This window comes from Petrotoga sp. 9T1HF07.CasAA.8.2 (assembly GCF_002895585.1).
Taxonomy (GTDB): domain Bacteria; phylum Thermotogota; class Thermotogae; order Petrotogales; family Petrotogaceae; genus Petrotoga; species Petrotoga mobilis.
Genome location: NZ_AZRI01000029.1, coordinates 66,990 through 91,671, shown reverse-complemented (window position 1 = coordinate 91,671; position 24,682 = coordinate 66,990). Strand labels below are relative to the sequence as shown.

Annotated in this window: 27 protein-coding genes; 10 read left to right on the top strand and 17 right to left on the bottom strand. The window is 34.7% G+C overall.

Features of this window, described 5'->3' with window-relative positions; translation table 11 throughout:
- Window positions 1-11: 11 nt before the first annotated feature.
- Both X925_RS06305 and X925_RS06300 read right to left on the bottom strand, forming a co-directional pair.
- Entirely contained in the window at window positions 12-1,004 is a 993-nt protein-coding gene (locus X925_RS06305) for a BMP family ABC transporter substrate-binding protein (RefSeq protein ID WP_121959457.1), read from the bottom strand.
- Between the two features lie 94 nt (window positions 1,005-1,098).
- Window positions 1,099-2,481, bottom strand: a complete 1,383-nt coding sequence (locus tag X925_RS06300; RefSeq protein WP_121959456.1) for an ADP-ribosylglycohydrolase family protein — start codon at window positions 2,479-2,481, stop codon at window positions 1,099-1,101.
- A gap of 87 nt (window positions 2,482-2,568) precedes the next feature.
- Between X925_RS06300 and X925_RS06295 the strand changes: the two genes are divergently transcribed.
- Window positions 2,569-3,279, top strand: coding sequence for a glycerophosphodiester phosphodiesterase family protein (locus X925_RS06295; RefSeq protein ID WP_121959455.1), 711 nt, complete (start codon window positions 2,569-2,571; stop codon window positions 3,277-3,279).
- Here X925_RS06295 and X925_RS06290 read toward each other — a convergent pair.
- The 15 genes from X925_RS06290 to X925_RS06220 form a co-directional block, all read right to left on the bottom strand.
- A complete protein-coding gene (locus X925_RS06290; protein ID WP_103064922.1) occupies window positions 3,276-4,163 on the bottom strand; it encodes a radical SAM protein in 888 nt (295 codons plus the stop codon). The genes X925_RS06295 and X925_RS06290 overlap by 4 nt on opposite strands.
- Before the next feature lie 45 nt (window positions 4,164-4,208).
- Window positions 4,209-4,496, bottom strand: coding sequence for a hypothetical protein (locus X925_RS06285; protein ID WP_041534063.1), 288 nt, complete (start codon window positions 4,494-4,496; stop codon window positions 4,209-4,211).
- A gap of 1 nt (window position 4,497) precedes the next feature.
- Window positions 4,498-5,469, bottom strand: coding sequence for a DUF4899 domain-containing protein (locus X925_RS06280; protein WP_103898555.1), 972 nt, complete (start codon window positions 5,467-5,469; stop codon window positions 4,498-4,500).
- Between the two features lie 48 nt (window positions 5,470-5,517).
- Window positions 5,518-6,774 carry a glucose-1-phosphate adenylyltransferase gene (locus X925_RS06275; protein ID WP_012208735.1) on the bottom strand — a complete coding sequence of 419 codons (1,257 nt, stop codon included), beginning with the start codon at window positions 6,772-6,774 and terminating at the stop codon, window positions 5,518-5,520.
- Between the two features lie 13 nt (window positions 6,775-6,787).
- A complete protein-coding gene (gene glgD / locus X925_RS06270; RefSeq protein WP_103064918.1) occupies window positions 6,788-7,909 on the bottom strand; it encodes a glucose-1-phosphate adenylyltransferase subunit GlgD in 1,122 nt (373 codons plus the stop codon).
- A 20-nt stretch (window positions 7,910-7,929) separates the two neighbouring features.
- Window positions 7,930-8,373, bottom strand: a complete 444-nt coding sequence (gene ndk / locus X925_RS06265) for a nucleoside-diphosphate kinase (protein ID WP_121515012.1) — start codon at window positions 8,371-8,373, stop codon at window positions 7,930-7,932.
- Window positions 8,374-8,391: 18 nt separating this feature from the next.
- Complete coding sequence (locus X925_RS06260; protein ID WP_158245431.1) at window positions 8,392-9,480, bottom strand: ABC transporter permease; 1,089 nt, start codon at window positions 9,478-9,480, stop codon at window positions 8,392-8,394.
- Window positions 9,467-10,633: an LCP family protein gene (locus X925_RS06255; RefSeq protein WP_121959454.1), complete on the bottom strand. Its 1,167-nt coding sequence runs from the start codon at window positions 10,631-10,633 to the stop codon at window positions 9,467-9,469. The genes X925_RS06260 and X925_RS06255 overlap by 14 nt, the downstream gene beginning before the upstream one ends.
- A gap of 7 nt (window positions 10,634-10,640) precedes the next feature.
- Complete coding sequence (locus X925_RS06250; RefSeq protein ID WP_121959453.1) at window positions 10,641-11,351, bottom strand: hypothetical protein; 711 nt, start codon at window positions 11,349-11,351, stop codon at window positions 10,641-10,643.
- Window positions 11,352-11,443: 92 nt separating this feature from the next.
- On the bottom strand, window positions 11,444-12,745 hold the full coding sequence (locus tag X925_RS06245) for a cyclic 2,3-diphosphoglycerate synthase (RefSeq protein ID WP_103064978.1): 1,302 nt from the start codon (window positions 12,743-12,745) through the stop codon (window positions 11,444-11,446).
- Between the two features lie 17 nt (window positions 12,746-12,762).
- Entirely contained in the window at window positions 12,763-13,983 is a 1,221-nt protein-coding gene (locus tag X925_RS06240; protein WP_012208728.1) for an arginine deiminase, read from the bottom strand.
- A gap of 52 nt (window positions 13,984-14,035) precedes the next feature.
- Window positions 14,036-14,917, bottom strand: a complete 882-nt coding sequence (locus tag X925_RS06235; protein WP_103898552.1) for a pyridoxamine kinase — start codon at window positions 14,915-14,917, stop codon at window positions 14,036-14,038.
- 12 nt (window positions 14,918-14,929) lie between these two features.
- Window positions 14,930-15,850, bottom strand: coding sequence for a pseudouridine-5'-phosphate glycosidase (locus X925_RS06230; RefSeq protein WP_103898551.1), 921 nt, complete (start codon window positions 15,848-15,850; stop codon window positions 14,930-14,932).
- Window positions 15,851-16,046: 196 nt separating this feature from the next.
- Window positions 16,047-17,000, bottom strand: a complete 954-nt coding sequence (locus tag X925_RS06225; protein ID WP_121959452.1) for a carbohydrate kinase family protein — start codon at window positions 16,998-17,000, stop codon at window positions 16,047-16,049.
- 11 nt (window positions 17,001-17,011) lie between these two features.
- Window positions 17,012-17,863, bottom strand: coding sequence for an aldo/keto reductase (locus X925_RS06220; protein ID WP_012208724.1), 852 nt, complete (start codon window positions 17,861-17,863; stop codon window positions 17,012-17,014).
- 278 nt (window positions 17,864-18,141) lie between these two features.
- Here X925_RS06220 and X925_RS06215 point away from each other — a divergent pair, with 278 nt between their 5' ends.
- Genes X925_RS06215 through X925_RS06175 form a run of 9 tightly spaced genes read left to right on the top strand, consistent with a single transcriptional unit; the run spans window position 18,142 to window position 24,660 of the window.
- Complete coding sequence (locus X925_RS06215; protein ID WP_103898548.1) at window positions 18,142-18,627, top strand: Na+/H+ antiporter subunit E; 486 nt, start codon at window positions 18,142-18,144, stop codon at window positions 18,625-18,627.
- A complete protein-coding gene (locus X925_RS06210; RefSeq protein WP_041534061.1) occupies window positions 18,624-18,875 on the top strand; it encodes a monovalent cation/H+ antiporter complex subunit F in 252 nt (83 codons plus the stop codon). The genes X925_RS06215 and X925_RS06210 overlap by 4 nt, the downstream gene beginning before the upstream one ends.
- Window positions 18,872-19,210, top strand: a complete 339-nt coding sequence (gene mnhG, locus X925_RS06205; protein WP_012208721.1) for a monovalent cation/H(+) antiporter subunit G — start codon at window positions 18,872-18,874, stop codon at window positions 19,208-19,210. The genes X925_RS06210 and mnhG overlap by 4 nt, the downstream gene beginning before the upstream one ends.
- Window positions 19,203-19,448, top strand: coding sequence for a hydrogenase subunit MbhD domain-containing protein (locus X925_RS06200; protein WP_012208720.1), 246 nt, complete (start codon window positions 19,203-19,205; stop codon window positions 19,446-19,448). Before mnhG ends, X925_RS06200 begins: the two co-directional genes overlap by 8 nt.
- Window positions 19,448-20,173, top strand: a complete 726-nt coding sequence (locus tag X925_RS06195; protein ID WP_121959451.1) for a Na(+)/H(+) antiporter subunit B — start codon at window positions 19,448-19,450, stop codon at window positions 20,171-20,173. Before X925_RS06200 ends, X925_RS06195 begins: the two co-directional genes overlap by 1 nt.
- Window positions 20,170-20,505, top strand: coding sequence for a sodium:proton antiporter (locus X925_RS06190; protein WP_121959450.1), 336 nt, complete (start codon window positions 20,170-20,172; stop codon window positions 20,503-20,505). Before X925_RS06195 ends, X925_RS06190 begins: the two co-directional genes overlap by 4 nt.
- Entirely contained in the window at window positions 20,498-21,919 is a 1,422-nt protein-coding gene (locus X925_RS06185) for a complex I subunit 5 family protein (RefSeq protein ID WP_121959449.1), read from the top strand. The genes X925_RS06190 and X925_RS06185 overlap by 8 nt, the downstream gene beginning before the upstream one ends.
- Window positions 21,920-23,761, top strand: coding sequence for a proton-conducting transporter membrane subunit (locus X925_RS06180; RefSeq protein ID WP_121514942.1), 1,842 nt, complete (start codon window positions 21,920-21,922; stop codon window positions 23,759-23,761).
- Complete coding sequence (locus X925_RS06175; protein WP_103064907.1) at window positions 23,758-24,660, top strand: respiratory chain complex I subunit 1 family protein; 903 nt, start codon at window positions 23,758-23,760, stop codon at window positions 24,658-24,660. Before X925_RS06180 ends, X925_RS06175 begins: the two co-directional genes overlap by 4 nt.
- Window positions 24,661-24,682: the final 22 nt, after the last annotated feature.

Below are 24,682 nucleotides of genomic sequence, written 5' to 3'. Positions count from 1 at the left end.
ATGGATTATTATTATCTATACTCTTTGACCACAATCTTTCCATCCGCTACATCTTGCTGGATCTGTAATATTTTTTCTACAGTTTCTTGAGGAAGAATCTGATATGTATATTCATCGATAGCCAATCCTACCGCTCCGGCTTTTAATCCGAGCTTGTACAACGTACCGGGTTCATATCTCCCCTCTACTATGTCTTTAAATACTAGTTCAATGGATTTTCCAACTTCTTTAAGATCGCTGGTGATCACGTGGCCTGGGGCAAGGCCATTTTGATTTGAATCTACGCCAATAGCATATTTCCCTTCTTCCTGGGCGGCTTGTAATACACCTGTACCGGTTAAACTTGCGATTTGAAATATTACATCCACACCTTGAGAATAAAGTTGTAAAGCGGCTTGTTTTCCTTTGGCAGGGTCATCCCAACTTCCCACGTATATCGTTCTTACTTCAATTTCCGGATCTATGTAATGTGCCCCTTGTTCATAACCATATACAAAGGATCTGATGACTATATCGTCATCTCCGCCTACAACCCCTATTAGTTTTTGGGGATTTATCCCTTCCAATTCCGTCATTGTTGTAACGATACCTGCTACAACTCCAGCCATGAAAGCCCCTTCTTCTTCAACGTAATCAACGTTTGATATTATACCCTGTTTATCTTCAACTACGGTGTCAATATTAACGAATATCTTATTGGGAAATTGTGCTGCTATGGTTTTTAATTCTTCTTCAAAACCATAAGAGATTACGAATATAACATCTGCCCAATTTGCGGCTGTGAGTAAACTTTGATAATAGAGCGAAGGATCAAAGTTGCATTCAATTACCCTTGTTTGAACCCCATAATCAGTTTCCAGTTGTTTTATGCCAGCGTAACCAGAGTCATAAAAGGATTGGTCCCCAAGGGAACCGTTTATTACGTATGCTACCCTTTGTGGTACGGCAAAAGCTGTGAAAGAAAAGAGAATAACAATGAACACAAAAAATGTGAATCTTTTCATATTTTACACCTCCCCATACGATTTATTATACTATTTTTATGAACTTTGCTATCTGCTTTAGCGCCCCCTTCGCCCCGCTGTCCACCCATAATCTTTACGATCTATTAATTCCCTTTTGGGTACTTAATTTAAATGTCCATTGTGCTAATGTAGAGATTTTTATCTTTGAAAAATCTGGTAAATAGGTTTCCAACGTGTCTTTCAAAGGGTCTGACCAATAAGAAGGGAAATCGTTTGCACCATACATGATCCCCAATATCGTACCTACCTCACCAGCATTACAATCAACGTCGTAACCGAAAGAAGATACGATCTTCATTGTTTTATCAAAATCCCCTTCTCCAAACCACAGAGAAGTCAAAACAGAGGCGGTATTGGGATACAGATGTACCCAATTATACCTTTGGAAATTGTCCTCTGTTTTTCTGAGGACGTTGATCCAATCATTATTTGCTTGACAATATTTTACTACATTATCTACGACTTTTTTAAATTCGGTATTTTTGGGGATATAATCCAATGACTTTTCTATTATTTTTCTTGGATCTTTTTCAGAAAAAGCCAAAGATGTCATAACCGCACTATGTATGCCACCGTATATACCGTTACCACTATGGGATACTTGTGAATCTATAAACGATAACTTTGCGGCATTATATGGATCGCCAGGTTGCAATAAACCATGAACCATGCATCTCATCTGTGCTCCTATCCATTCTTGAAATGGGTTATTAAAAAATCCTGATTCGGGTGGGAATATTCCTCTTTTAATATTTTCAAGGGCTATCAACTCAGCACTCCATCCAAATGGTATGTAGGATATCCAATTTTTTGCTAAATCCTTTGAAGTGATCCTTTCCCACTTCTCTTCGTAAGTTTTGAGAAAAATTAATTCATAGGTTACATCGTCGTTGATCGTTGAAACCTCACCTATGTAAGTACCCAATTGGTCAGAATATGTTTCTTCCAACGCATCGTGGGTATACCCTTCAAGTTTGGTTCCCATAGATCCACCTGCAAGTTGGCCTAACCAACCACCATGAATCTTGTCTTTTAGATTATCAATATTGTTAAATTTTTGCTTAGGAAAAGAGTTAGAGATATCTTCCCAGTCCAAAGGTCTATCATACTTTTCGTATGCGTTATTGTCCAATGAATCGGCTTTAGAAAGAGAAAAGAAAATTTCTGAAGTTATAGCCTTTAATTTAGAGTAATCTTTATTTTTTAATGCTTCGAATCCTTTATCCAGCAATAACTCCGCTTGGTTTACGTTTTTACCCATATTTTCTACAGATTGGACTGCACCAACGATGAGAGATTCCGGGGCGTTAGAACCTGGAACTTTACTATCCCAAAGGGTTACCAATATCTCTTTTGGGAAAACATTCATTTTTTCTACATCTTCCCATTTTTCGATGTTATCTTTTTTTGGTTTGGCGTTTCTTCTTCTATTAAATTCGTTTTCCCATGCCTTCATAATTTTTCTCCTTTCTTGAAACAAGAGGAGTTCTAATGGTATAATTATTTTATCACATTACTTGCTTAGGAGGATGATTAAAAAATTATGAATGAATTTGTAATTTTAGGGCATAGGGGTTACAGGGCAAAATTTGTCGAAAATACGATCGAAGCTTTTAAAAAAGCCAGAGAATATGGTGCCGATGGTGTTGAATATGACTCGAGATTAACTAAAGATGGAACGTTGGTTGTTCTTCATGACGATAGTATTAACAACAAAAAGTTGAAGGAATTAACTTACGAGGAGTTAAAACAGATACATTTTAAAAATGGAGAAACCGTTCTAACGGTCGAAGAAGTTATCTCTAATTTAGATGAGCGAGCTATTCTTAATTTAGAAATCAAAGAGGTTGAAGCGGCTGTTCCTTCCTACGAAATAACTAAAAGAATGAAGGCAGTTGATAGAACCCTATTTTCTTCTTTCAAAATTGACGCTTTGAGAAAGGTCAGAAGTTTAGATAAAAGTGCAAAAGTTGGATTACTCAGTGAATATGATACTTTAAAATACGTAGATGAATTGAATAACGAGATTGATCTTTATTCTTTGAATCTTTGGATAGATGCTTTAAAAGATAATATAGAACTTTCTAAAGAGCTCTTGCATAAATGGAAAGAAAAGGGTTTGAAGATATTTTTGTGGACGGTCAACGATCCTAAATATTTGCACACATTCAAGGGTTTGTACGATGGTATAATTACCGATGAGGTTGAAAAAATAGTAGAAGTAAGGAGACAAATCGCAAAAGAGAAACTTTAGAGATTGATGTGTCGAGGTATGGGGATGTTATATGGTTCTTTTGTTGGTTTTTCATTGTAAAAAGGACGGGTGCACCATGGACATCCCGAGGTTTTTTTAGCTTCTTCCATATCTATCTCCGCTTCTGGCAATTTTTCAAGGTTACCATTTGAATCAAAGAGAAAATCGGTTTTTTCTACATCGTGTTGTAAGATGATTTCTCTAGCGATCTGGATTTTTCTGTACCTAGATAAAGAAGGTGGTAAAAGGTTTTCAAACCTTGTCCCCTTTATGGGGGTAAAAGAAAATAAACTTACCAATATCTTAAACTTTTTCATTTTTAATAAAAACTCTATAATATTTTCGTCTGTTTCTCCCAATCCAACGATTATATGTGTTGTAATTCTGTTGGGGAAATCATTTGAAGCGTTTATGAGCATATTTTCATAGACTTCGTATCTACCGCCCCTGATTTTTGAGAAAAGTTCTTTGTTTGCTACATCTATAGCCATTCCAACCCTATCAACGTTGTACTTTTTAAACAAGGTTCTAACTTCTTCAATATTTCTTGGCCTTATAGAAACAGAGATAGGTATTTCTGTTTCTTTCAATAAAGATAATAATTCGTTTAATTCGTTCCAGTAATCTAAAGAAGAAACAACTTGTACACAAAGACGTTTGAATTTTGTTGGGATGAAGATACTTTTAAAAGTTTCTAGAGATATTTCAGGCCATTTGATTCTTGATAATAGATCTGCGTTACTTTCAGCCTTCCTAGCTTGTGCACAATAAGCACAGTTGAAAAGGCACTTTTCCCCGATCATGAGATAAGCTGTGTAGTTTGGGAAGTCAATTTTTCCTTTTTTTAAACCGAGTTCTACAGCTGTAGCATAGGATAAACGCAATTTAAATATTCCTCCATTCACCTATTGTTTCGATATATTTGTTACTTAGCGTGTATTTTCGATGTATACGAAGTCATATCCCTTATATTCAAAAACATGAATAGTCGCTTCTTTCGTTGTTGTCGATATTGTTTGTTTAATTTCATAACTATTCAAAAACTCTTGAGGCGTTAACGCAAAGATTTCTTCCACTTCATTTATTAATTCAAAGGCTTCTGTGATTTCCTTTTCTTTCAAATTTCTGTATTCAAGGATCCGATAGGCATATTCATATGAAAGCACAGAAAAGATCAACGTTGGGATCATAATAACAAAAGTCAACACTACTTTCAAATTAGAACGACCCCAGAAGTATAATAATTAAAATTATCAAAAGTATACCTATTATTGAGAAACCAGCTATTATCAGTACATCTAATGAACCTATTTTTTTATCAATAGGTATACTTTTATCATTTTTCATTTGGACGTATAAATCTCCGATAGTTTTTGTTTCGTTTTCGTGTTCAGTTTTTTCTTGAGACTTTCTTAAAATTTGAAGTCGATTTTGGTCTACTGAAACCTTTAACTCTCTATGAACTACCGCTTTACCCAAAACCCCATTCCCTAGATCTACTTTTAAAAATATATAGTCGCTTGAAGGAATCAACTCTTTAGATATAATTTTTCCCTCGACTACTTCTCCCATTTTTTTTTCGCCTTCATTTTTATTTTCAATTGGTAAAACTATTATAGGTTCACCTATATCCAATTTAGAAACGGAATAACCTTCTATGGGGTCTATTATTGGATAGATTTCGGTTGCATTTTTAACGTCTTCTCTAGTTAAGTATTCTTTTAAACCTTCTTCACCTTTTTCTTTAACGGCTGTTATCCAGGTTAGATCCTTATAATCAAATTTTTGGGCTACAAGCTTGATCTTTGTATCTCCAGACCATTCACTTAAAATATCGCTCAAAATTGATTTTAAAACATAAACATCTTCATCTTCTATAGCCATAAAGATTTTTGTCCCTGTGACCTCGAATTTCATTTTTTTTAGCATGCTGTAGAAGTAGGCTTTGAACTGAGTTAAAAGGTTATTATTTTTTTCCTTAGACAATTGATAATACAGCATATCGATGTCTGATTTAAAATCGAGATAATCTTTTGTTATATCAGGAAGATCTATTTCTCTAAGTTGAGCCCTACTCAACAAAAGAACATTAAAATAGGGGGTTTGAGCCTTTTTACCAAACATATATCCCACATACGTTTCACCAGTTAAATTTGAGGTTGCTAAAAATTTTAATGCATAAAAGTCCATATTTTTTCCCCTTTTCTTGAATATACGTTTTTTCTAAAAATTTTTTGTTCACTTTGATATTCCTTCCCCACTTTTTATTTCTTCCACATCATAATCATTTAAATCTATCTCGTTGTCTATTACACAATTTTTCCCTATTATCATCTTGTCTTTTATCTTCGAGTTGAAGCCTATTACAGTTATATCTGAATTATAGATCTTTTTATCGACTTTTGATTCTGAAAATTTGCCTTTTCCTATCTCAACCGAATCACCGATAATAGTGTTTTCAGCAATAATTGTTTTTTCTATATACGAATTTTTGCCGATAAATACGTTATTCATTATTATGGAATCTTTTACATAAGTTCCCTCTGAAACGGTTACCCCCTGGAAAATTACTGAATTTTCAACTGTACCATATATTTCTGATCCTTCACTAACAAAGCTTTTTATTACACTAGATCCCTTTGCAATGAAAGCAGGTGGTAACTCTTCCGATTGAGTGTATATTTTCCAATTTTCATCATGAAGGTCTAACGGAGGCAAGGGAGAAATTATCTCAAGATTACAGTCAAGATAAGATTCTAAAGTTCCAACGTCTCTCCAATACCCTTCAAAGTTGAAAGCATACAGTTGAGAATTTTCTACTAGCGATTTGGGAATAATATTTTTTCCAAAATCATGTTCAGAAGTATTATCTTTGGCATCTCTTATTAGAGCATCTTTTAGAAAATTCCATTTGAATACATATATACCCAAAGAAGCCAAGGTTCCTCTTGGTTCTTTGGGCTTTTCTTGAAATTCGATTATTCTATCGAAAGGGTCAGTGACCATTATACCAAATCTATGTGCTTCGCTCACTGGTACTTCCATACAGGCTATAGTACCATCGGCATCTTTTTCTATATGATAATCTATTATATCGTTGTAATCCATTTTATATACATGATCCCCTGACAACAGTAACACAAAATCAGGTTTATACCTTTCTATGAATTCTATGTTTTGATAAACCGCATCGGCTGTTCCTTGGTACCAAGAAGTTCCTGATCTGCTTAGATAAGGGGGCAAAATATGTAAACCTCCGCCTTTTATGTCCAAGTCCCAGGGTTTTCCTATCCCCAAATGTTCTACTAGCCTATGTGGCATATATTGAGTGACAACACCTACTGTATTTATATTTGAATTAACGCAATTACTTAAAGTGAAATCGATCATACGATATTTTCCACCGAAGGGTACGGCGGGCTTTGCTAAATTGTTTGTAATTACCCCAAGTCTTGTTCCTTGACCTCCAGCTAAAATGATAGCTAAAACACGCATTTCAATGCCTCCTTTATAGAACAGCCCCTTTTTCTATAACGTTGATCTCGTTACCTATGCCTTCTAACTTTCTCCCTGATCTTATCCTTACGTTTTTATCAATTATTGTCTTTCTAATTACACTTCCTTCCTCTAAATAACTTCCTTGAAGTACTATACAATTTTCTATTACTGAACCCGCTCCAACGTACACATCCCTAGAAAGGACAGAATTTCTAACAACTCCATTTATTATACAACCATCAGATATAAATGAATTGGAGACTTCGGCGTTAACGTTAATCTTCGGTGGGGCCGAATCTTTGAGCTTAGTATATATTTTTCTTTCTGGTGAATAGAACAATTCATTTCTGACCTCTTCTTTTAGAATATCCATATTAATATTATAATAATCTTCCACAGATTTTTTTATATTTTTCCAATAACCATCAAAATCGTAAGAAAAAACTCTCATCCTGGATAAATTGGGAATGATTATATCTTTTAATAGATCGAATTTACCGTTTGATACGTTGGCATATAGAATTTCCATCAAAAACGCTTTGTTTATAAAATAAACACCCAAAAAAATCTTATCAGAGCGATATTGGGAGTCCTTTTCATAGATTTGTGTGATTCTGTTATTTTCGTCTGTAATGACTTGTCCATATTGGCTAAAATTTACTCCCTCTTCTACAGTTTTTGTTAGCAACGTAATATCTGCGCCGTTTTTTACATGGTATTTGAAAAGCGGTCTAAAATCAATATTATATATATGATCTCCAGAACCAATTAAAACAAAATCTTCGTATGATCTTCTCAAAAAGGTCAAATTTTGAAATATTGCATCCGCTGTTCCTTCATAGTACATTTTATGACTTTGAGGGCTTATAAATGGCTGAAGTATGAATAATCCCCCTCTTTTTCTATCCAAGTTCCATTCTTTACCGCTTCCCAAATGATCCATGAGAGACCTAGGATTGTATTGAGTAAATACTCCTACGTTTGTGATGCCAGAATTTACCATATTGCTTAACGTAAAATCTATTGCTCTGTACTTACCAAAAACAGGAACGGCTGCGCTAGTTCTTTTTAAAGTTAATTTATCTAAATTATCTTTGGTGGATCCAGAAAGAATAAGACCTACAACCCTCATAAACCTCACCTCTTTGATGTTTACAACTCGTTTTCAAACCCGCATAGATATTCAAAAATCTCATTTTCTTCAAAGAAAATTTTCCACTCTTGTTCAGCACTTTGAATCGAATCTGAGGCATGTACAATGTTCTTTCTGACACTTATCCCAAATTCTCCACGAATGCTTCCTGCCTGAGCTTTTAGGGGATCCGTTTCACCGTTTATACTTCTAACAGCTTCAATAACCCTTGGGCCTTCTATAATCATAACAACCACAGGTCCAGATAGTATGAATTCTATCAATGGTTGATAAAAATCCTTACCTTGGTGTACTTTGTAGAGCTCTTCAGCTTGTGCTTTTTTCATCTTTATCATCTTCATAGCAACTACTTTTAGGCCTTTTTGTTCATATCTTTTGATTATTTCACCAATTAGTCCTCTTTTAACAGCGTTAGGTTTTATCATCACAAATGCTTTTTCCACCAAATTAAGCTCCCCCTTCTATTCATCTTTTAAAGATTCTACAATATTGAAGCTCGCTGCTCGCCTTGATGCGACATAACTAAAAAAAATGGATACAAAACTGTTTATTAAAAAGGCTATCAAAAAAGAGCTGGCTGTTATCTTAATGGGTAAATATTCCACATAAAAGAGGCCTTCGGGTAATGGGATCTTTAAAATAATTAGAAACCAGCAGGTTAAAACACCGGCAATAACTCCAAGTACAAATCCTACTAGAGATATTAAAAAAGTTTCTAAGATAAAAATAGTAGTTACTTGTCTTCTTTGAAAACCAAGAGCCCTTAAAATAGCTATCTCTTTTTTTCTGGTAAAGATAGAGAAAGAAACAGAGTTTGATATACTGAATCCAGAAATCAAAAGAATGAAAAAAGTTATCATAAAAGCTATCAAGCTATCAAATTGGACTGCCTTAGCCAAAGTTTCGTTGGACTCTTCCCAAGTGAGGGCGGAGTAACTAGAAAGATATTTTTCTTTAAATTGTTGAGCCTTGTTTGGATTTTTTAAAAAAATACCAGTATACTCTTTTGAATTCGAATTTTGAGACAATATGAAGGTTGAATCATACGAATATACCCCAGAATCGAATATTCCTGTAACGGTACTTTCTTGGAAAATCGGCAATAGACCGCTTGTTTTAACAGTTATTATGGTATCACCAATTTCAACATTGAGATTATTCGCTAATTTATTTCCTAATATAAGGCCTTCGGTACCCTTTTCCTCATTTATAAATCCTTCATAGATTGATAGATCATCCAATTCCATAAGTTGAGAGAAGGCAATTTTAGATTGGTTTATAACTGCTACAGAGGAGATGTTGAAATTTACAATTTCGTCTATTTCTGATGAGGTTTGAGTGTAATTTCCTCTAACAACTAGATGAGGATAAAAATTAGTTATTGAATCTATTAACAAGCTATCGAAACCATTTATTATTGAAGTAACTACTATAATACCCCATACCCCTATTATCATAGCGATGAGTGAGAATTTAAAGTTTTTTTTCGACCTTGTGAAAAAAGAAATAGCCAAAAGTAAAACCGGATTATTTCTTTTACCACCTTTCATTGAGAACCACCAGAGCATCGTAATCCGTTGGATCGTTCAAATTTTCTGAAATAAAATCTATCAACTGGAAATATTTGTACTTATCTTCTATTTCGATGAAATTTGTTCCGAACGTCTCTTTCAAATCTGCCTTTATCTTTTCCTTAGTTTCTTCTTCGACGTTCCTAAAAAAAACATATGAATATTGGTCACTTAAACCATCAAAAGTTTCATCCAAAACCTTAATCTGATACCCCGGTTTTTTCCATACGTCAAAAACATATGTATAAAAATTATATAATTTACTAGAAAAATTTTTGGTTATGAGAATTTTTGGTTTATCATTGCTTTGGTCAGAATATGTTTCAAAGGTTTTCAACTTGTATTGAATTTGGGGTATTTTACTTTCATCAGCAACTACATAGCTATCTTTGATTAGATAGGGGAATGAGATAAATTCCATCTGGGCATCCTTCGCTTGGTTATACAAAAAAAGTAGATCTTGGATTTCAAAAGAATTAATCGTGTCAGATAAACCTATATTAATAGCTTCAAGGAGTTTATTTATTCCAGCAGATTGAACTTCATCCAATAAAGCCAATACAGCATTTTTTTGACGTTCCATCCTTCCTAAATCTCCCGATGTATCTCTATACCTTACATAATATAACAATTCTTCACCGTTTAACTTATTATACCCTTTTTTAAAATCTATGTGTAAATTTTGATGGTAATCTGAGTAACTCATATCTGATTCTATGTATATATCTATTGGAGCAAATAAATCACCAATACTTTTAAATATAGAATAATCAAAAATTATGTAATCTGAAATCTGAACACCGCTTAATTTTTCGACCTCTTCTTTTAGCCTGTCTATGCCGTAAATTTCATAAACAGAGTTAATTCTTCTTTCACTTTGATCGATACTGATCAAAAGATCCCTTGGTATGGGTAGAAAAACGATTTTTCCTTTATCGATTCCCCCTAAGATTATGACATCAGTTCTTGTTGAACTTTCGATGTTCTCGTCCATTCCCAGGACTAAGAAATAGTAAGGAAATTCTATAGAAGATCTATCTAATCGAATGTTCTTACCTAAAGGTATTATAAAACTCAGTGCCAAAAAAATCAGAAAGATGAAAGATAAAATTCTTAAAATATGTATTTTCAAATAATAATCACTCCACGATCTCTTTGATCCTCTCAAAAGCCTCTACATCGGCGTATTTTCTTTCGATTGTTTGATTTGATATATTGATTTGAAGAGGTTCATTTAAAAGGAGCGGAACGGTTAAATTCTCGTAATCGGTTATAGAATACTTTGAAAAGCCATTAATGAGGGCATAAATCCCTTCTTCGTCCAAATTTGTGGACCTATTGTAATTTTTTACTATATCTACGTACTCCCCCAAACTGAAAACTTTCCAAAATCTCATCTCACTATTCTTCAAAGCCTCAAAAAATCCATCAATACCTTTTAAGTTGCTACCACCTAATTTACTTATAAATTCATTGGCAACTTCATCATTTAGGTAAAAATAATAATTGAAATTCGAGTTAAGATCAAACAACTTTAAAAAATCATTTGTAACTTTGTCTAAATTTTCAGAAGATAATGTAATATAAGACTCTGGGAAGGTAGTTCCATCTTCAATTTTGACTATCATTATCTTCCTGTTGTCGTTAAGAACCCTTACAAAATATAACCCATCGTCATAAGATACTGTATAAGTTACACTACTAGATGTTGCTACAGGATTGTTGACGAACTGGTTGTACCTATATAACATGAAACCTAAAAAAACCGCGATTATAGCGATAATTATTATCAAGATAAGCCATATTCCTCTGCCTCTTTTTCTTTTTCCTCCAACATACACATTTGCCACAAAACACACCTCCAACATGCGAATTCCTTAGATAATTTAGAAATTAAAAAACATCAACGAGAGATGCTCTCAATGAGCATCTCTCAAAAATTTTATTTGTTTTCTAAAAAATTACTTAAAACTTCTTCTAAATCAGGTTTACCGATTTCTTGCAACTCGTAAGTTACCCTAACTGTAGGTTTTTTTATGTCCATAATTCTTGTTAGATCAATTGGTGTACCTATAACCACAACTTCGGCATCGGATTTATTGATGCTTTCTTCCAGTTCTTTTATCTGTTTTTTTCCATAACCCATTGCGGGAAGTATTTTATCAAGATGAGTATATTTCTTATAAGTATTTACTATTGAACCAACTGCATAAGGTCTTGGGTCAATTATTTCAGAAGCTCCAAACTTTTTGGCAGCTATGAAACCGGCTCCATAGGTCATTTCGCCGTGAGTTAAGGTTGGACCATCTTCAATAACAAGGCATCTCTTTCCTCTTATAATAGAAGGATTTTTGACGAACAAAGGAGACGCAGCATCGATCACTGTTGCGTTTGGATTCCATTTTTCTATATTTGCTCTTACTTTTTCAATGCCTTCCAATGTTGCTGTTTCTTCTTTATTGATAACTAGAACATCTGCCATAATAAGATTCGTCATTCCAGGGAAATAGGATACTTCATGACCGGCTCTGTGTGGATCGACTACAACGATAGATAAATCGGGTTTATAGAATGAAAAATCGTTGTTTCCACCATCCCATAATATAACATCGGGATTTTCTTCTTCCGCCTGTCTCAATATCTCTTCATAATCAACACCTGCATAGATGACAGAGTTCCTATCTATATGAGGTTCATACTCCTCTCTTTCTTCAATTGTACATTCGTGTTTATCTAGATCTTCGTAAGTGGCAAACCTTTGTACCTTTTGCTTTACTAGGTTCCCATATGGCATTGGATGTCTGATTGAAACTACTTTTAAACCTTTATTTTTTAGAATATCCAAAACTCTCCTCGTTGTTTGACTTTTTCCTGAACCGGTTCTAACGGCACAAATCGAGATAATAGGTTTTTTGGATTTCAACATAGAATTATTGGGGCCCAGAAGTTTAAAATCTGCGCCACTAGCAAGCACCAAAGAAGCCTTTTCCATTACATACGAAAACGGCAAATCGCTGTAGGATAACACAACTTCGTCGATGTTGTTTTCTTTGATAAGATTGACTAGGTTTGCTTCTGATTCTATGGGTATCCCATTGGGATACAACTCTCCAGCGAGTTCTTTGGGATAAAGCCTTCCTTCGATATCAGGAATCTGTGTGGCTGTGAAGCAAACAACTTCGTAGTCAGGATTATCGCGATAATAAACGTTGAAATTGTGAAAATCTCTACCTGCAGCTCCCATTATCAAAACTTTTTTTCTCAAGAGTATCTCCTCCTTATAAGTGGCATACTAGCGCACCTAGGGCCTCCCCTTCCTCTAGATAGTTCGCTGGAGGGTATAGTTAAAACTTCTATCCCCGATTTTTCTAATTCTCTGTTGGTAATGTAATTTCGGTCGTAGGTGATAACCTTTCCGGGTTCTATTGCCAAACTGTTGGAGCCATCATTCCACTGCTCTCTGTGTGATGCTATTATATCAGCGTTTCCACATTTAATAATTTCGACATGATCTAAATTAAGATGTTTTTTTAATATGTTTTCCAAACTTTCTTCTTCTTCATAAAAATCAAATCCCTCTTTAGACTTAGTAATAATGAAAGTATCTATATCTTCTTTTAAATTTGCATGTACTAGAAATTTATCGTAATCAACCATTGTGAATATGGTGTCTAAATGCATATAAGCCCTATTATCAGGTATTATAAAAGCAATTATCTTCTCAAAGGTGTCTTTATTTTCTTTTAGAAACTTCTTAGCTAGGATTTCAACAGCTTCTGGTGAGGTTCTTTGAGAAATCCCTACCGCTAAAACTTTTTCGCTTAACACTAAGATATCCCCACCCTCTATTGGATAAGGGTAATCTTTCTCGTAATACAATGGGGTGCCTTCAAATTTTGTGTTGTATTTTATGACATATTCCATAAGCATAACTTCTCTTCTTCTTGCTGAGGTTTTCATTCTGTTCACGCAGGCACCTTTTCCCAAAATCGCCACAGGATCCCTTTGAAAATATAGATTCGGCATAGGTGGAAGGAAAAAAGGTAACTCTATATCCGCTCTTCTAACCCTCAAGGAGAAGATGTTTCTGTTAATTTCTAGTTCATCAGAACGTATACCCGATATTATAGTATCCACCATTTCTTTGGTATCTAGGGAAAACAAATAATCTTTTAAAAGAGCATAAATGAAGCTATTGTATATTTCTGAGAATTGTAAAAACTCTTTGACAAATTTTTCTTTTAAATCCAAATCATTAAGCGTTTCCGTCAACAATTCAGTAAGATACAAAACTTCTACACCGTTCTCTCTTAAAACATTTGCAAAGTAATCATGTTCTTCTTGCGCTTTATACAAAAAAGGAATATCGTCAAATAACAGATCAGAAAGATAATGAGGAGATAAATTTTCTAACTCTTTTCCCGGTCTATGTAGAAGGATTTTTTCTAATTTTCCGATTTCTGAATACACAGATAAATTCATGACTTTTAAGCACCAACCTTTTCCTTTCTAATATTATACAACAAAAACTCTTCTAAAAAATCTCATAGCTTTGTAAAAGTGTTGGGGCGTTCAAAGTATCAAGCACTTTTTCTAAAAGTATGCCTTCCCTTTGGGGATATTTATAACCATAACTAGCTTTTAAACACGTAGAAACGAATTGAGTAGCCCTGTCTATTGCCATTGGTACACTGTCTCCGTTTAAAAGACTACCAACGATAACGCTTGCAAAGGAGTCCCCTGTACCAGGGTATAAGGCTTTTATATAGTTATTGGTGATTTTCCAAAACCTATTATTTGTCCTTTCATAAGCTAATACCCCTATTTTTGATTTAGATTCATCAGGAACACTTGTTATAATAACGATTTCTGGGCCCATGTCTGACAAACGTTTTAACCAGCTTTTCAACATCTCTTCACTAATATCTTGGTCGTACTTTTCATCCAAAAGAAAACAAGCTTCCGTTAAATTTGGTGTTATTACATGAGACTTGGAAACTAGTTTTTTCATATCTTTGACCATGCCTTCAGTAATGGTAGCGTAAAGTCTCCCGTCATCCCCCATTACTGGATCAACGACTACTAGAGTTTCATTTTTCTGTGAAAAATATTGTATAAATTCCATTACAATATCGATCTGTTTTTCTGAACCTAAAAAACCACTATAAATGGCATCAAAACTCAGGTCTAATTTTTTCCAATGCGATATTATATCTTTCATATTGTCTGTTAGATCCAAAAAAGAGTAATCCTCAAACCCCCCTGTATGGGTTGATAGTATGGCAGTGGGAAGTGGGCAGACTTGAATCTCCATAGAAGATAATATAGGAATTACAACGGTTAAAGAAGCTTTTCCAAAACCTGAAAGATCGTGAATTGCCGCAACTCTTTTGATGGGTTTCTCTTTCAAATACATCATTCCTTTCCCCTAAGATAGGATGTTAAACTCTTTTGCTATTTCTGCACCAAGTTGGGCATTGTTGTAGACTAATTCAATATTTGCTTTTAAACTTTCCCCTTTTGTTAATTCGTTTATTTTTGAAAGTAGAAAGGGGGTTAATTCCTTACCTTTTATTTTTCGCCTTTTAGCCTCTTCTATTGCGTTTTCTATTGTTTTATCTATTTCCTCAAAATCCAGTGAATACTCTTTAGGAATAGGATTTGCAATAAAAATGCCCCCTTGTAGGCCCAAGTCCCACTTTGTCTTCATTATTGATGCGATTTCTTTAGGAGTTTCAACTCTATAAGGTACATTTATCCCACTTTCCCTCGAAAAAAAGCATGGAAGTTCGTCTGTTTGATAGCCAATCACTGGGACACCGAAAGTTTCTAGATATTCTTTGGTTAATTGAAGATCTAATATAGCTTTAGGTCCAGCAGATATCACCGCCACGTTGGTTTTGGCAAGCTCTTGCAGGTCTGCGGAGATATCAAAAGTTTCTTGAGCGTTTCTATGTACACCTCCTATTCCTCCTGTTACAAAAACCTTTATTCCAGCAAGTTCAGCTATTATCATAGTTGCTGCAACCGTGGTAGCGGCGTTAAAACCTTTTGCAAGGATAACGGGGAGATCCATCCTGCTTGCTTTCAATATATTTTTGGAGGTGGCCATGAATTCTAATTCTTCTTTTGATAATCCTACTTTCATTTTGCCATCTATTATTGCGATAGTTGCTGGAACTGCTCCCCTTTCTCTTATTGTTTCTTCTACATTTTTTGCCACTTCTACATTTTGTGGATAAGGCATTCCATGAGAAATTATAGTTGATTCCAAGGCAACGATAGGTCTATTTTCTTTTAAAGCTTGGTACACTTCTTCTTTTATTTCTAAATATGGGGTTGTATTCATATTAGTTTTCCTCCAAAAGCTGTATTTTTATTGTTTTACAAACTTTCTATAGCGCCCCTCCACCCCGCAGCCCGCCCGTGAGGAATAAGAATCTTTATTAGCGCCCTTCCCCCGCTTCCCACCCTTCTAAAAAAGGGACCTGCGGTCCCTAGCCCAGCAGAGAGGGCTACGCCCTGCTTTTCCCACCCCCCACCCATTAGGATGAGAAATCAATACCTTTGCTCCCCACCCCAAAAATTTTAGGAGATAACTCATCTGCAACTGTTTTTGGACTTTTTAGGGTAATTTGAGAGGCTTTTATTCCGTATTCAATGCTTTTTTCTATATCAGCATCTTTGTAAATGCCGTAGATAAATCCAGCAGTGAAAGCATCTCCGGCACCATTGGCATCGACTATTTCAGAGTCTTCGACTTCAGCTACAGAAAAGAAATCTGCTCTTTTAAAGCGATTGTTTAAAAGGAGAACCCCCTCTTCCCCGTTTGTTACAATTAAATTAAAAATATTGGGGAATTTTTCTGGAAAAGTCTTTTGTATACTTTTATAATCAAAAAAATTCAAGTTTTCTTGTTCTCTTAAGGATTTCAATTCTGAGAAGTTTAGGGTCAGATAATCTATTTTTCCAGTTATATTTTTTAATTTTTTTACTTTTAGATTTGATACGGCGTTAAAAACTGTGTAAACATTCGTGTTTTCAAGGATTTTAAGTATATATTCTATCGTCTGAGGTTCTAAATTTGCTTCAAGAAAGACAATTTTTGATTGGAGTAACGTATCTTTGTGTTTTTTTATATAATTTATATTTATCTCATTAATAATATCCATGTCTGATATAGAGACAAACATATCTTTTTTTTCGTCTAAAATAGCCAGGTAAACACCCGTACGACGGTTATCACAAATCTTGATAAAATTAGTATTTATCTTTAGATTATCTAATTCGGCTAAAATTATTTCACCAAATACATCGTTCCCAACTGCTCCAAATAAATTAACAGGGACTTCTAATTTGCATAAATTGTGGGCAACATTCCGAGCTACACCTCCTGAAGAATAAAAGATACGTCCAGGGTTTGAAGTCTTGAGAGATAATTTTTCGTAAGAAGATCCTTTGAAATCTGTATTTATTCCTCCTATTACTGATACATACATAAAATTTCTCCTCAAATGTTTTTAGGGTTAAAAACTTTTCCTAGATCTTCACAACTTTTTCGCAAATTTTCTTCTTCTTGAATATCAAGTGGTGTGAATTCGTCTGCTGCTTTTATTAACCATTCTAAAAGGTTTATGTGGCTAGAGCATAATATAGAGGTTATTGGCTTAGTAAGAGAAAATCTTATCGTTGTCTTCACTTCTTCATAACTTTCAGAAGGAATATAAAGAAGGTCCGATATCCCTTTTTCTGCATTTATCTTCGTTATCTTTTTTATAAGATTTTGTTTACTTATTACGCCAGTTCCTTTTTCCTTGGCTTTAGAAATTACTTTTCTTCCATAACCAGTGTACCAATTCATCCAATCTATGGGAAAGGTAATCGAATCAAAATCATAACTTTCTAAAAGTTGTAAAGCTATGCTTTCTTTGTTTGTTGAAAAACCTATGTATTTTACTAAGCCCAAATTTTTGGCGGCAAAGAATCCCTCTAACGCGCCTTCAGGACCTAGAATTCTATGAATATCCTCTTGGGTATTTGCAACAATTTGGATCAAGTCTAGATATTGAAGATTGAATTTAGCTAAGAGTTCTTTTATGTCCAGTTGTATCTCATCACTGCTTTTGGAGAAAGACTTACCCGCAATAAAAAGTTTATCCCTATGCAAATTTATTGGAAAAATAGTCGCTTCGTCTTTAGGTTCCAATGTAGGCGAAATTTCAAAGAAATTTACACCACCTAGAATAAACTTTTCTAAAAACCTTTTAATTTCATAATTATATTCGCTTACCAGCAGCTTTTCCAAATCCAAACCTATGATAGAGAGTTCTTCTTGTGTCTTACCCAAAATCCTTCTCTGCATATCTAGTTCCTCCTTTCAATGGTACCCCCTGGAAGGTGATCAATACTTAAAAGAAGATATAAAAAATTGCATATTCAATTATACCATAAAAAATAAATACGGTAGAAAATTAGCGATTTGGGGTAATTAAAGGTAATTAAGAACGAATATATTCAATTAGAAGGTGTTTTCTTGATTTTGACATTATACCACTTACTGGTATAATGTATGGGTATATTATTCACATTGTGTCAAGTATGAGTTTTTTTTCACAAACTATATAAAGTGGAGGGATTGTTGTGAAGAAGTTTGTTTCAACTTTTGTTGTTCTTCTAGTAATTTGGCTGTTTTTGACTTCTTTTAACCTTTCTGAATTGATCGTAGGGTTCTTAGTTTCAATTGTTTTAGCAGGAGTCATTGCAGGTCTTGTGGATTATGAGTTTGATCTTTCCATTGTTTACAAACTACCTTTATTTGTGGTTGTTTACGTACCTGTTTTCGTCTACAAAATGTTTTTATCAAATATCGACGTTGCAAGGAGGGTTTTAACACCAAAAATACCTTTAAACCCAGGTTTTGTGAAAATTCCTATTGATTTGAAGGGAGATGTTGGTAAGTTAACTTTAGCCAATTCCGTTACTTTAACCCCTGGGACACTAGCGATTGATTCTGATGATGAAAACCTATACATCCATTGGATAGATATAAAAGGCAAAAACGAAAAAGATTACAAAAAGCATGTTACAGGGACTTTCGAAAAAATTTTGGGGAGGATATACAAATGATAGAGATTGTCGTATTTAGCCTCATTGGAATAGGTGTGTTTTTTTCGATCTTGAGAATGATAATTGGTCCTGAAGTAACAGATAGAATCGTCTCTTTGGACACTATGAACGTCATGATCACAGGAATTATTGTTTTGCTGTCGCATATTTTTAAAAATGAAATTTATTTGGATATTGCAATAGTTTACGGAGTTCTGTCCTTTTTGGAAACGGTTGTTCTTTCCAGATATTTGGAGGCGAAAAAATGAAGGTGATCGGAGACGTTTTAATAATAATTGGAGGAATTTTCTATCTGTTGGGAGGTTTAGGGATATTCAGAATGCCGGATGTTTTCAATAGAATACAGGCAGGTACGAAAGCCACTACTTTAGGTGCGTTTTCTTTAATTTTAGGAGTTGGATTTTTAAACCCTACGTGGTTTTTGAAGTCACTAATCTTAGTCGTTTTTATGACCATCACCAATCCGGTTGGAAGTTCCGTTTTAGCTCGCGCCTCCTACTTACATGGTGCAAAAATAGCAAAATTACAAAAAGATGATTTAAAAAGTTTGTATGAGAAAGAGGAGATGAGCCAAGATGATTGAAATAATAGCTGTAATCATTGGTTTTACAATGATTCTCTTCGCTTTGATGGCAATTGAATCGAAAAAGTTGTTGAATTCCATCGTTTTTTTATCTATAACGTCTTTGCTCTCAGTAGTGGAGTTCATAATCATGAAAGCTCCAGATGTTGCTATAACTCAAGCTGTTATAGGTTCGGGTTTGATGACCTCGCTCTTCGTATTTACTCTGATGACTATGAAAAAGAGTGGTGAAAAATAATGAAGAAGTTTATCTCAGCTTTAATGACGCTTGCCCTTGCTTTTTTTATTTTTTCATTATTGTACGATCCAGAAAGTTTCTTTCCAAAGTATGGTGAAAGAGATTTAAATAACACCGTTTCACAAAAATATATAGAAAAGAATGTAGATGAAACCAGGCCTTTTCCGGAAACAGGATCGGCTAATATTGTTACTTCTGTAGTTGTTAATTACAGAGGATTTGATACCTTAGGAGAATTAACAGTCCTTTTTATTTCGGCAATGGGGGTAGCGTTGCTTTTAAATGTAGGAAAAGAAAGAATTGTATTTCGCGTAAAACCAAATTTCATTCTCAAAGCTGGTGTTCGAATTATAACAGGCATTATATTGATCGTTGGAATATATATATTCATTCATGGTCATTTAACTCCGGGTGGAGGATTCCCTGGTGGTGCTATGATAGCCTCATCGGTTTTATTGATGTACATTAGCGATGATAAATTCAAAGAGAAGATGAACGCCTTCAATGTACTTGAAGGTACCTCGGGAGTTTTGGTTATAGTCTTAGGGTTAATTGGGCTTTTTGCTTTTAATTCATTTTTATACAACTTTTTGCCTTCGGGCGAGATTGGTCAACTTTTCAGCGCAGGATTGACACCTATACTCTACGTTTTGATAGGTTTAAAGGTTGGTTCTGAATTGTCAAATATTATAGGCAACTTTTTAACACAGGGGGGAGAAGAATGATTCAGTATTTATTTTTAGCTCTGTTTTTTGTTGGAATCTGCGGCTTACTCTCATCGAAGAATTTGATTAAGATGCTTATTTCACTGAACCTTTTAGAATTAGGTTTGAATTTATTCATTATATCTATTGGATACGTTAAAGGTGGTAACGCACCAATTATAACGCTTGAATCTGTTTCAAATTATGTTGATCCACTCCCTCAAGCGTTGGTATTAACAGCCATTGTTATCGGTTTTGGGACTACCGCTTTAGGCTTGGCTTTTATTAGAAAGGTATACTTTGAAAAAGGTTCTATCGAAATAGATGAAATTAGAGGTGGTTCAGATGATTAATCCAGTACTTTTAATAGTTATCCCTCTACTTCTAGCGTTCGTTGGGGTAATGTTTAAAAACCTTTCAAAATCTCTTTTGTTTTTTGGGTTGATTTTAAACACCATCTTTGCTTTTTTTGTACAAAAAGGAAGTTACGAACTTGGAGGCTGGCAACCGCCATTTGGTATTAACTTGTTGGTGGATAATTATTCTTTATTCGGGATAGTATTAATTAATGTTTTGTTTCTCGTTTCCTCTCTGATTGGAATAAAGAAGATTGAAAAATATTCATTGCCTCTGTTAATATCTTTAGCCGGTCTAAATGGAATGGTGTTAACTAATGATTTATTCAACTTCTACGTTTTCTTTGAAATAGCCACTATTTCAGCTTATATAATATCAACGTTACATGGAAAGTACCATCATACGTTTAATTATTTGGTTTTAGGTTCCGTGGGATCTAGTTTGTATTTACTTGGAATAATTATTGTATACGCCGTTGTTGGAAGTCTTAACATGTCTGATTTGTCCATGCATTTTTCGGAACTTTCAGCAAATATTCAACTGATAGTTTCCATTTTAATTTTTTCAGGTTTAGCGGTTGAGGCAAAACTTATACCTTTTAATAGTTGGGTTAGAGGTATTTATTCTAATGTAAACACCTTGACTGCCCCATTATTTTCTGCTGTTTATGCGTCAACAGTTTTTTTGGTATTTGGAAGGTTCTTTTCCAATTTAATTACCATTAGTGGGCCTTTGTTTAATATTTTTATCGCGATTACTTTCATCACCTTTATATTTGCCGAAGCTTCTGCGACCGCCACAAAGAATATGAGAGAGATACTTACTTTCTCAAGTATTGGACAGGCAGGATTGATCACTGGACTATTTTTAATAGGTGGGGGGTACGCAGCAATTTTACAAATTATAAACAATGCTTTTGCTAAGATAGTTATGTTTTCTACTGCCGCGAACGTTTATGAGAATAATTCAAGTGATTCTATTGATCAGGCTGCGGGGATATTTAGAAAGTATCCTCTAATAGGTTTTGGATTTACTGTTTCTGCTTTGTCTTTGATAGGTCTTCCTTTGTTCTTCGGTTTTTATGCGAAATTCAATATTATAAACACTGCTTTCAATACCAACTGGATTATTCCATTAGTAATATTGTTGGGAAGTTTGTTGGAAGGTGTTTATTATATAAGGATGCTAGTTAAACTATGGGTACCAGGTGAAGAACACGAGGAGGCAACTGAAAAGTTGACAACTAGATTTTCTATGAACAAGCTATTTGTTATAAGTGTAGTATCGGTAGTTGTTGGGTTCTTATTCATTATTGGAGGAATCTACCCAGAATTACTCGGAGTTTTTGTACAGAATGTATCTGAACCTTTGAAGGAATCCTTATCTTATTTGTCAGTGGGAGTGATGTAGATGGCGTTAAACTCTCTGTTAATTACAGGTTTGTTGTTATCGATTTTGACTTTTTTCTTAACAAAGATAAACAAAAAGTTGGGTAGCTACTTTACCATTTTTTCAACATTGTTTGTTTTAGTTTTTTTGTTTGGATATATGAACGATGTTGGAACAGTATTTAACCTTTGGTCTTTTGGAGGATTTTCATTGCAATTGGTGAGTTCTAATTATGGTTGGTTCTTTTCCATAATAATGGTTTTAACTTATTTTCTTGTGTCTTTTTTTAATCCATATTGGATAGAAAAAATGGTTAATCCTGCTTCATACAACATGCTCTACGTGTTTTCTGTAGTTTCTACGTTGGGGGTTTTCTTTGCCAAGGATTTTCTTACGTTATTCATATTTTGGGAGATGGTAGTTTGGTCTTCCTTGTTCATAATTCCCCTTGGTAAATCAAGGAAGGCCTCTGTAGTTTATTACGCAATCAGTACGATCGGTTCTTTTTCAATGTTTTTTGCTGTGATGTATTTATACTCATTGTATCAAACTTTTGATATAGAAAGTATCTCACAGAATTTAATTAGCAGTCCCAATACAGCCGTGATGGCTTATTTTGTAATTATTATTGCAGGACTAGCAAAACTCGGAATTTTCCCATTTCACACGTGGCTCCCCATTGCCCATGGGAACGCTCCTCACACTTTTTCTCCAGTTCTTTCGGGAGGATTAGTTAAAATGGGGGCATTTATAGCGTTGTTGGTTAGCGCAATTATACCTACTTCGCAGATCTTTTCTACCCATATTCATATAATCGGTGTTCCTTATGAAAATTATATAATCATGGTTTTAGGAGCAATAAGCATTATAGTTGGAACCCTTATGGCAATAAAACAAGAAGACGCTAAAAGATTGATAGCTTATTCCACCGTTGCAAATGGTGGATACATATTGATCGGTATCTCGCTTTTAGATCAAGTAGGATTCGCGGGTGGAATGATGCATATTTTCAATCACGCAATGGCATCAGCCGCTATGTTTTTAACTATTGGAGCGGTTGCTTATAGGACTGGTACAACTAATATGAGTGAACTGGGTGGGTTGATAAAGAAAATGCCTGTAACCTTTGCCGCTTATTTAGTTGCCATAATTTCCATTGCGGGGATACCACCCACGAGTGGATTCGCATCAAAGTGGTTGATCTTCCAAGGTTTAGCGAGCAAAGGACTTATGTTTATAGCTTTTGCCACCTTTTTTGGAAGTATAGGGTCTTTCATGTACGTATTTAGGCCTCTTGCTACAGTATTTTTAGGTCAATTGTCACCTAAACACAACGATGTGAAAGAAGTTCCCTTTATGATGCAGATTCCAATGCTTGTGATGTCTTTACTTACAATATATTTTGGCGTGTTTCCTTCTCACATGTTAGGATTTATTTCTAAGATTCAGGCTTCTCTGAATCTTGTTCCAATCAGTGTAGAAGGTTCTAAGATATACTCCTTCAGTGGCATGTGGGATTCTTTAGTGATTACGGCCGTCTTCGTAATAGGTTTCATTATAGCCGCATTGATTTTTTATACACATAAAAAGGCTCAGCCCGTTGATCAAATGAACACTTACACTGCTGGCGAATTTATATACGATCCTGAATCGTATCATTATGCCAAAAACTATTACGCTCCTTTTGAAAGATTGTATAAGAATCATCCATCAGTGGAAAAATTTTATGATGCCATAGCTTTAAGAGTAAACGAATTTGGCCGTCTTGTCAGAAGTTGGTTCTTTTCTTCAAACGCTTCTGTAGGTGTCTTTTGGATTTCTGTGATAATAACAATAGCCTTTTTCTGGGGTGATAAAATATGAGTTATTTGATAGCCTTGATGATAGTTTTCATGGGATTTTTATGGCAGGTATCTCTTGATGGTATTCAAAGAAAAGTTACCGCTAAAGTTCACAGAAGAGTAGGACCACCCTGGTATCAAACTTTTATGGATATTTTTAAAGCTTTATCAAAATCATCTATAACACATGGTTTTATTTATGATTTTGGTGTGATGATGGCTTTGGGAGGAACGATAGCCACTTTTATGTTCTTACCTTTTGGCAATATCGTGGCTTTTAATGGTCTTGATAATTTCTTTGTAGTTGTCTATTTATTAGCAATAGGTTCTCTTGGGATGGCTATGAGTGCTTCTGGTTCAGGAAACGCCTGGGCAGGAATAGGTATTATGAGGGCGTTGACTCAGATGGTTGCTTATGAAGTCCCATTTATGATAGTTGTATTCGGTATGATACACGTTTATGGTACTTCTTCACTTAGTGAATTGGCACATGTACAACAAATGAATGGGATTTTTGGATGGCATATTTTTACTATGCCCTTAGGAGCCATAGTAGCTTTTATATCTTTACTCGGTATGCTTAATAAGGTACCATTTGATACGCCCATCGCACCAGCAGAAATAGCCTCTGGACCTATGGTTGAGTATGGTGGAAAACATTTTGGTATGTTGATGTTGCAGCACGAGTTTGCAACTCTAGTTGAAGTTGGTTTGTTCGTGAACCTGTTTTTAGGAGGAGGAAATTTAATTGAATACTTAATAAAGTACTTTTTTGTTTATACCTTAGTCACACTGATATACGCTGTTTCGGCTCGTTTTAGAATAGAGAATGTTGTAACATTCTTCTATGGAGTTCCAATAGTACTGTCACTTGTTCAAGCTGCGATAGTAATTTTTACAGGACTGGGGGTGAACGTATGACAAATGAAGAGAAAATAGAGCA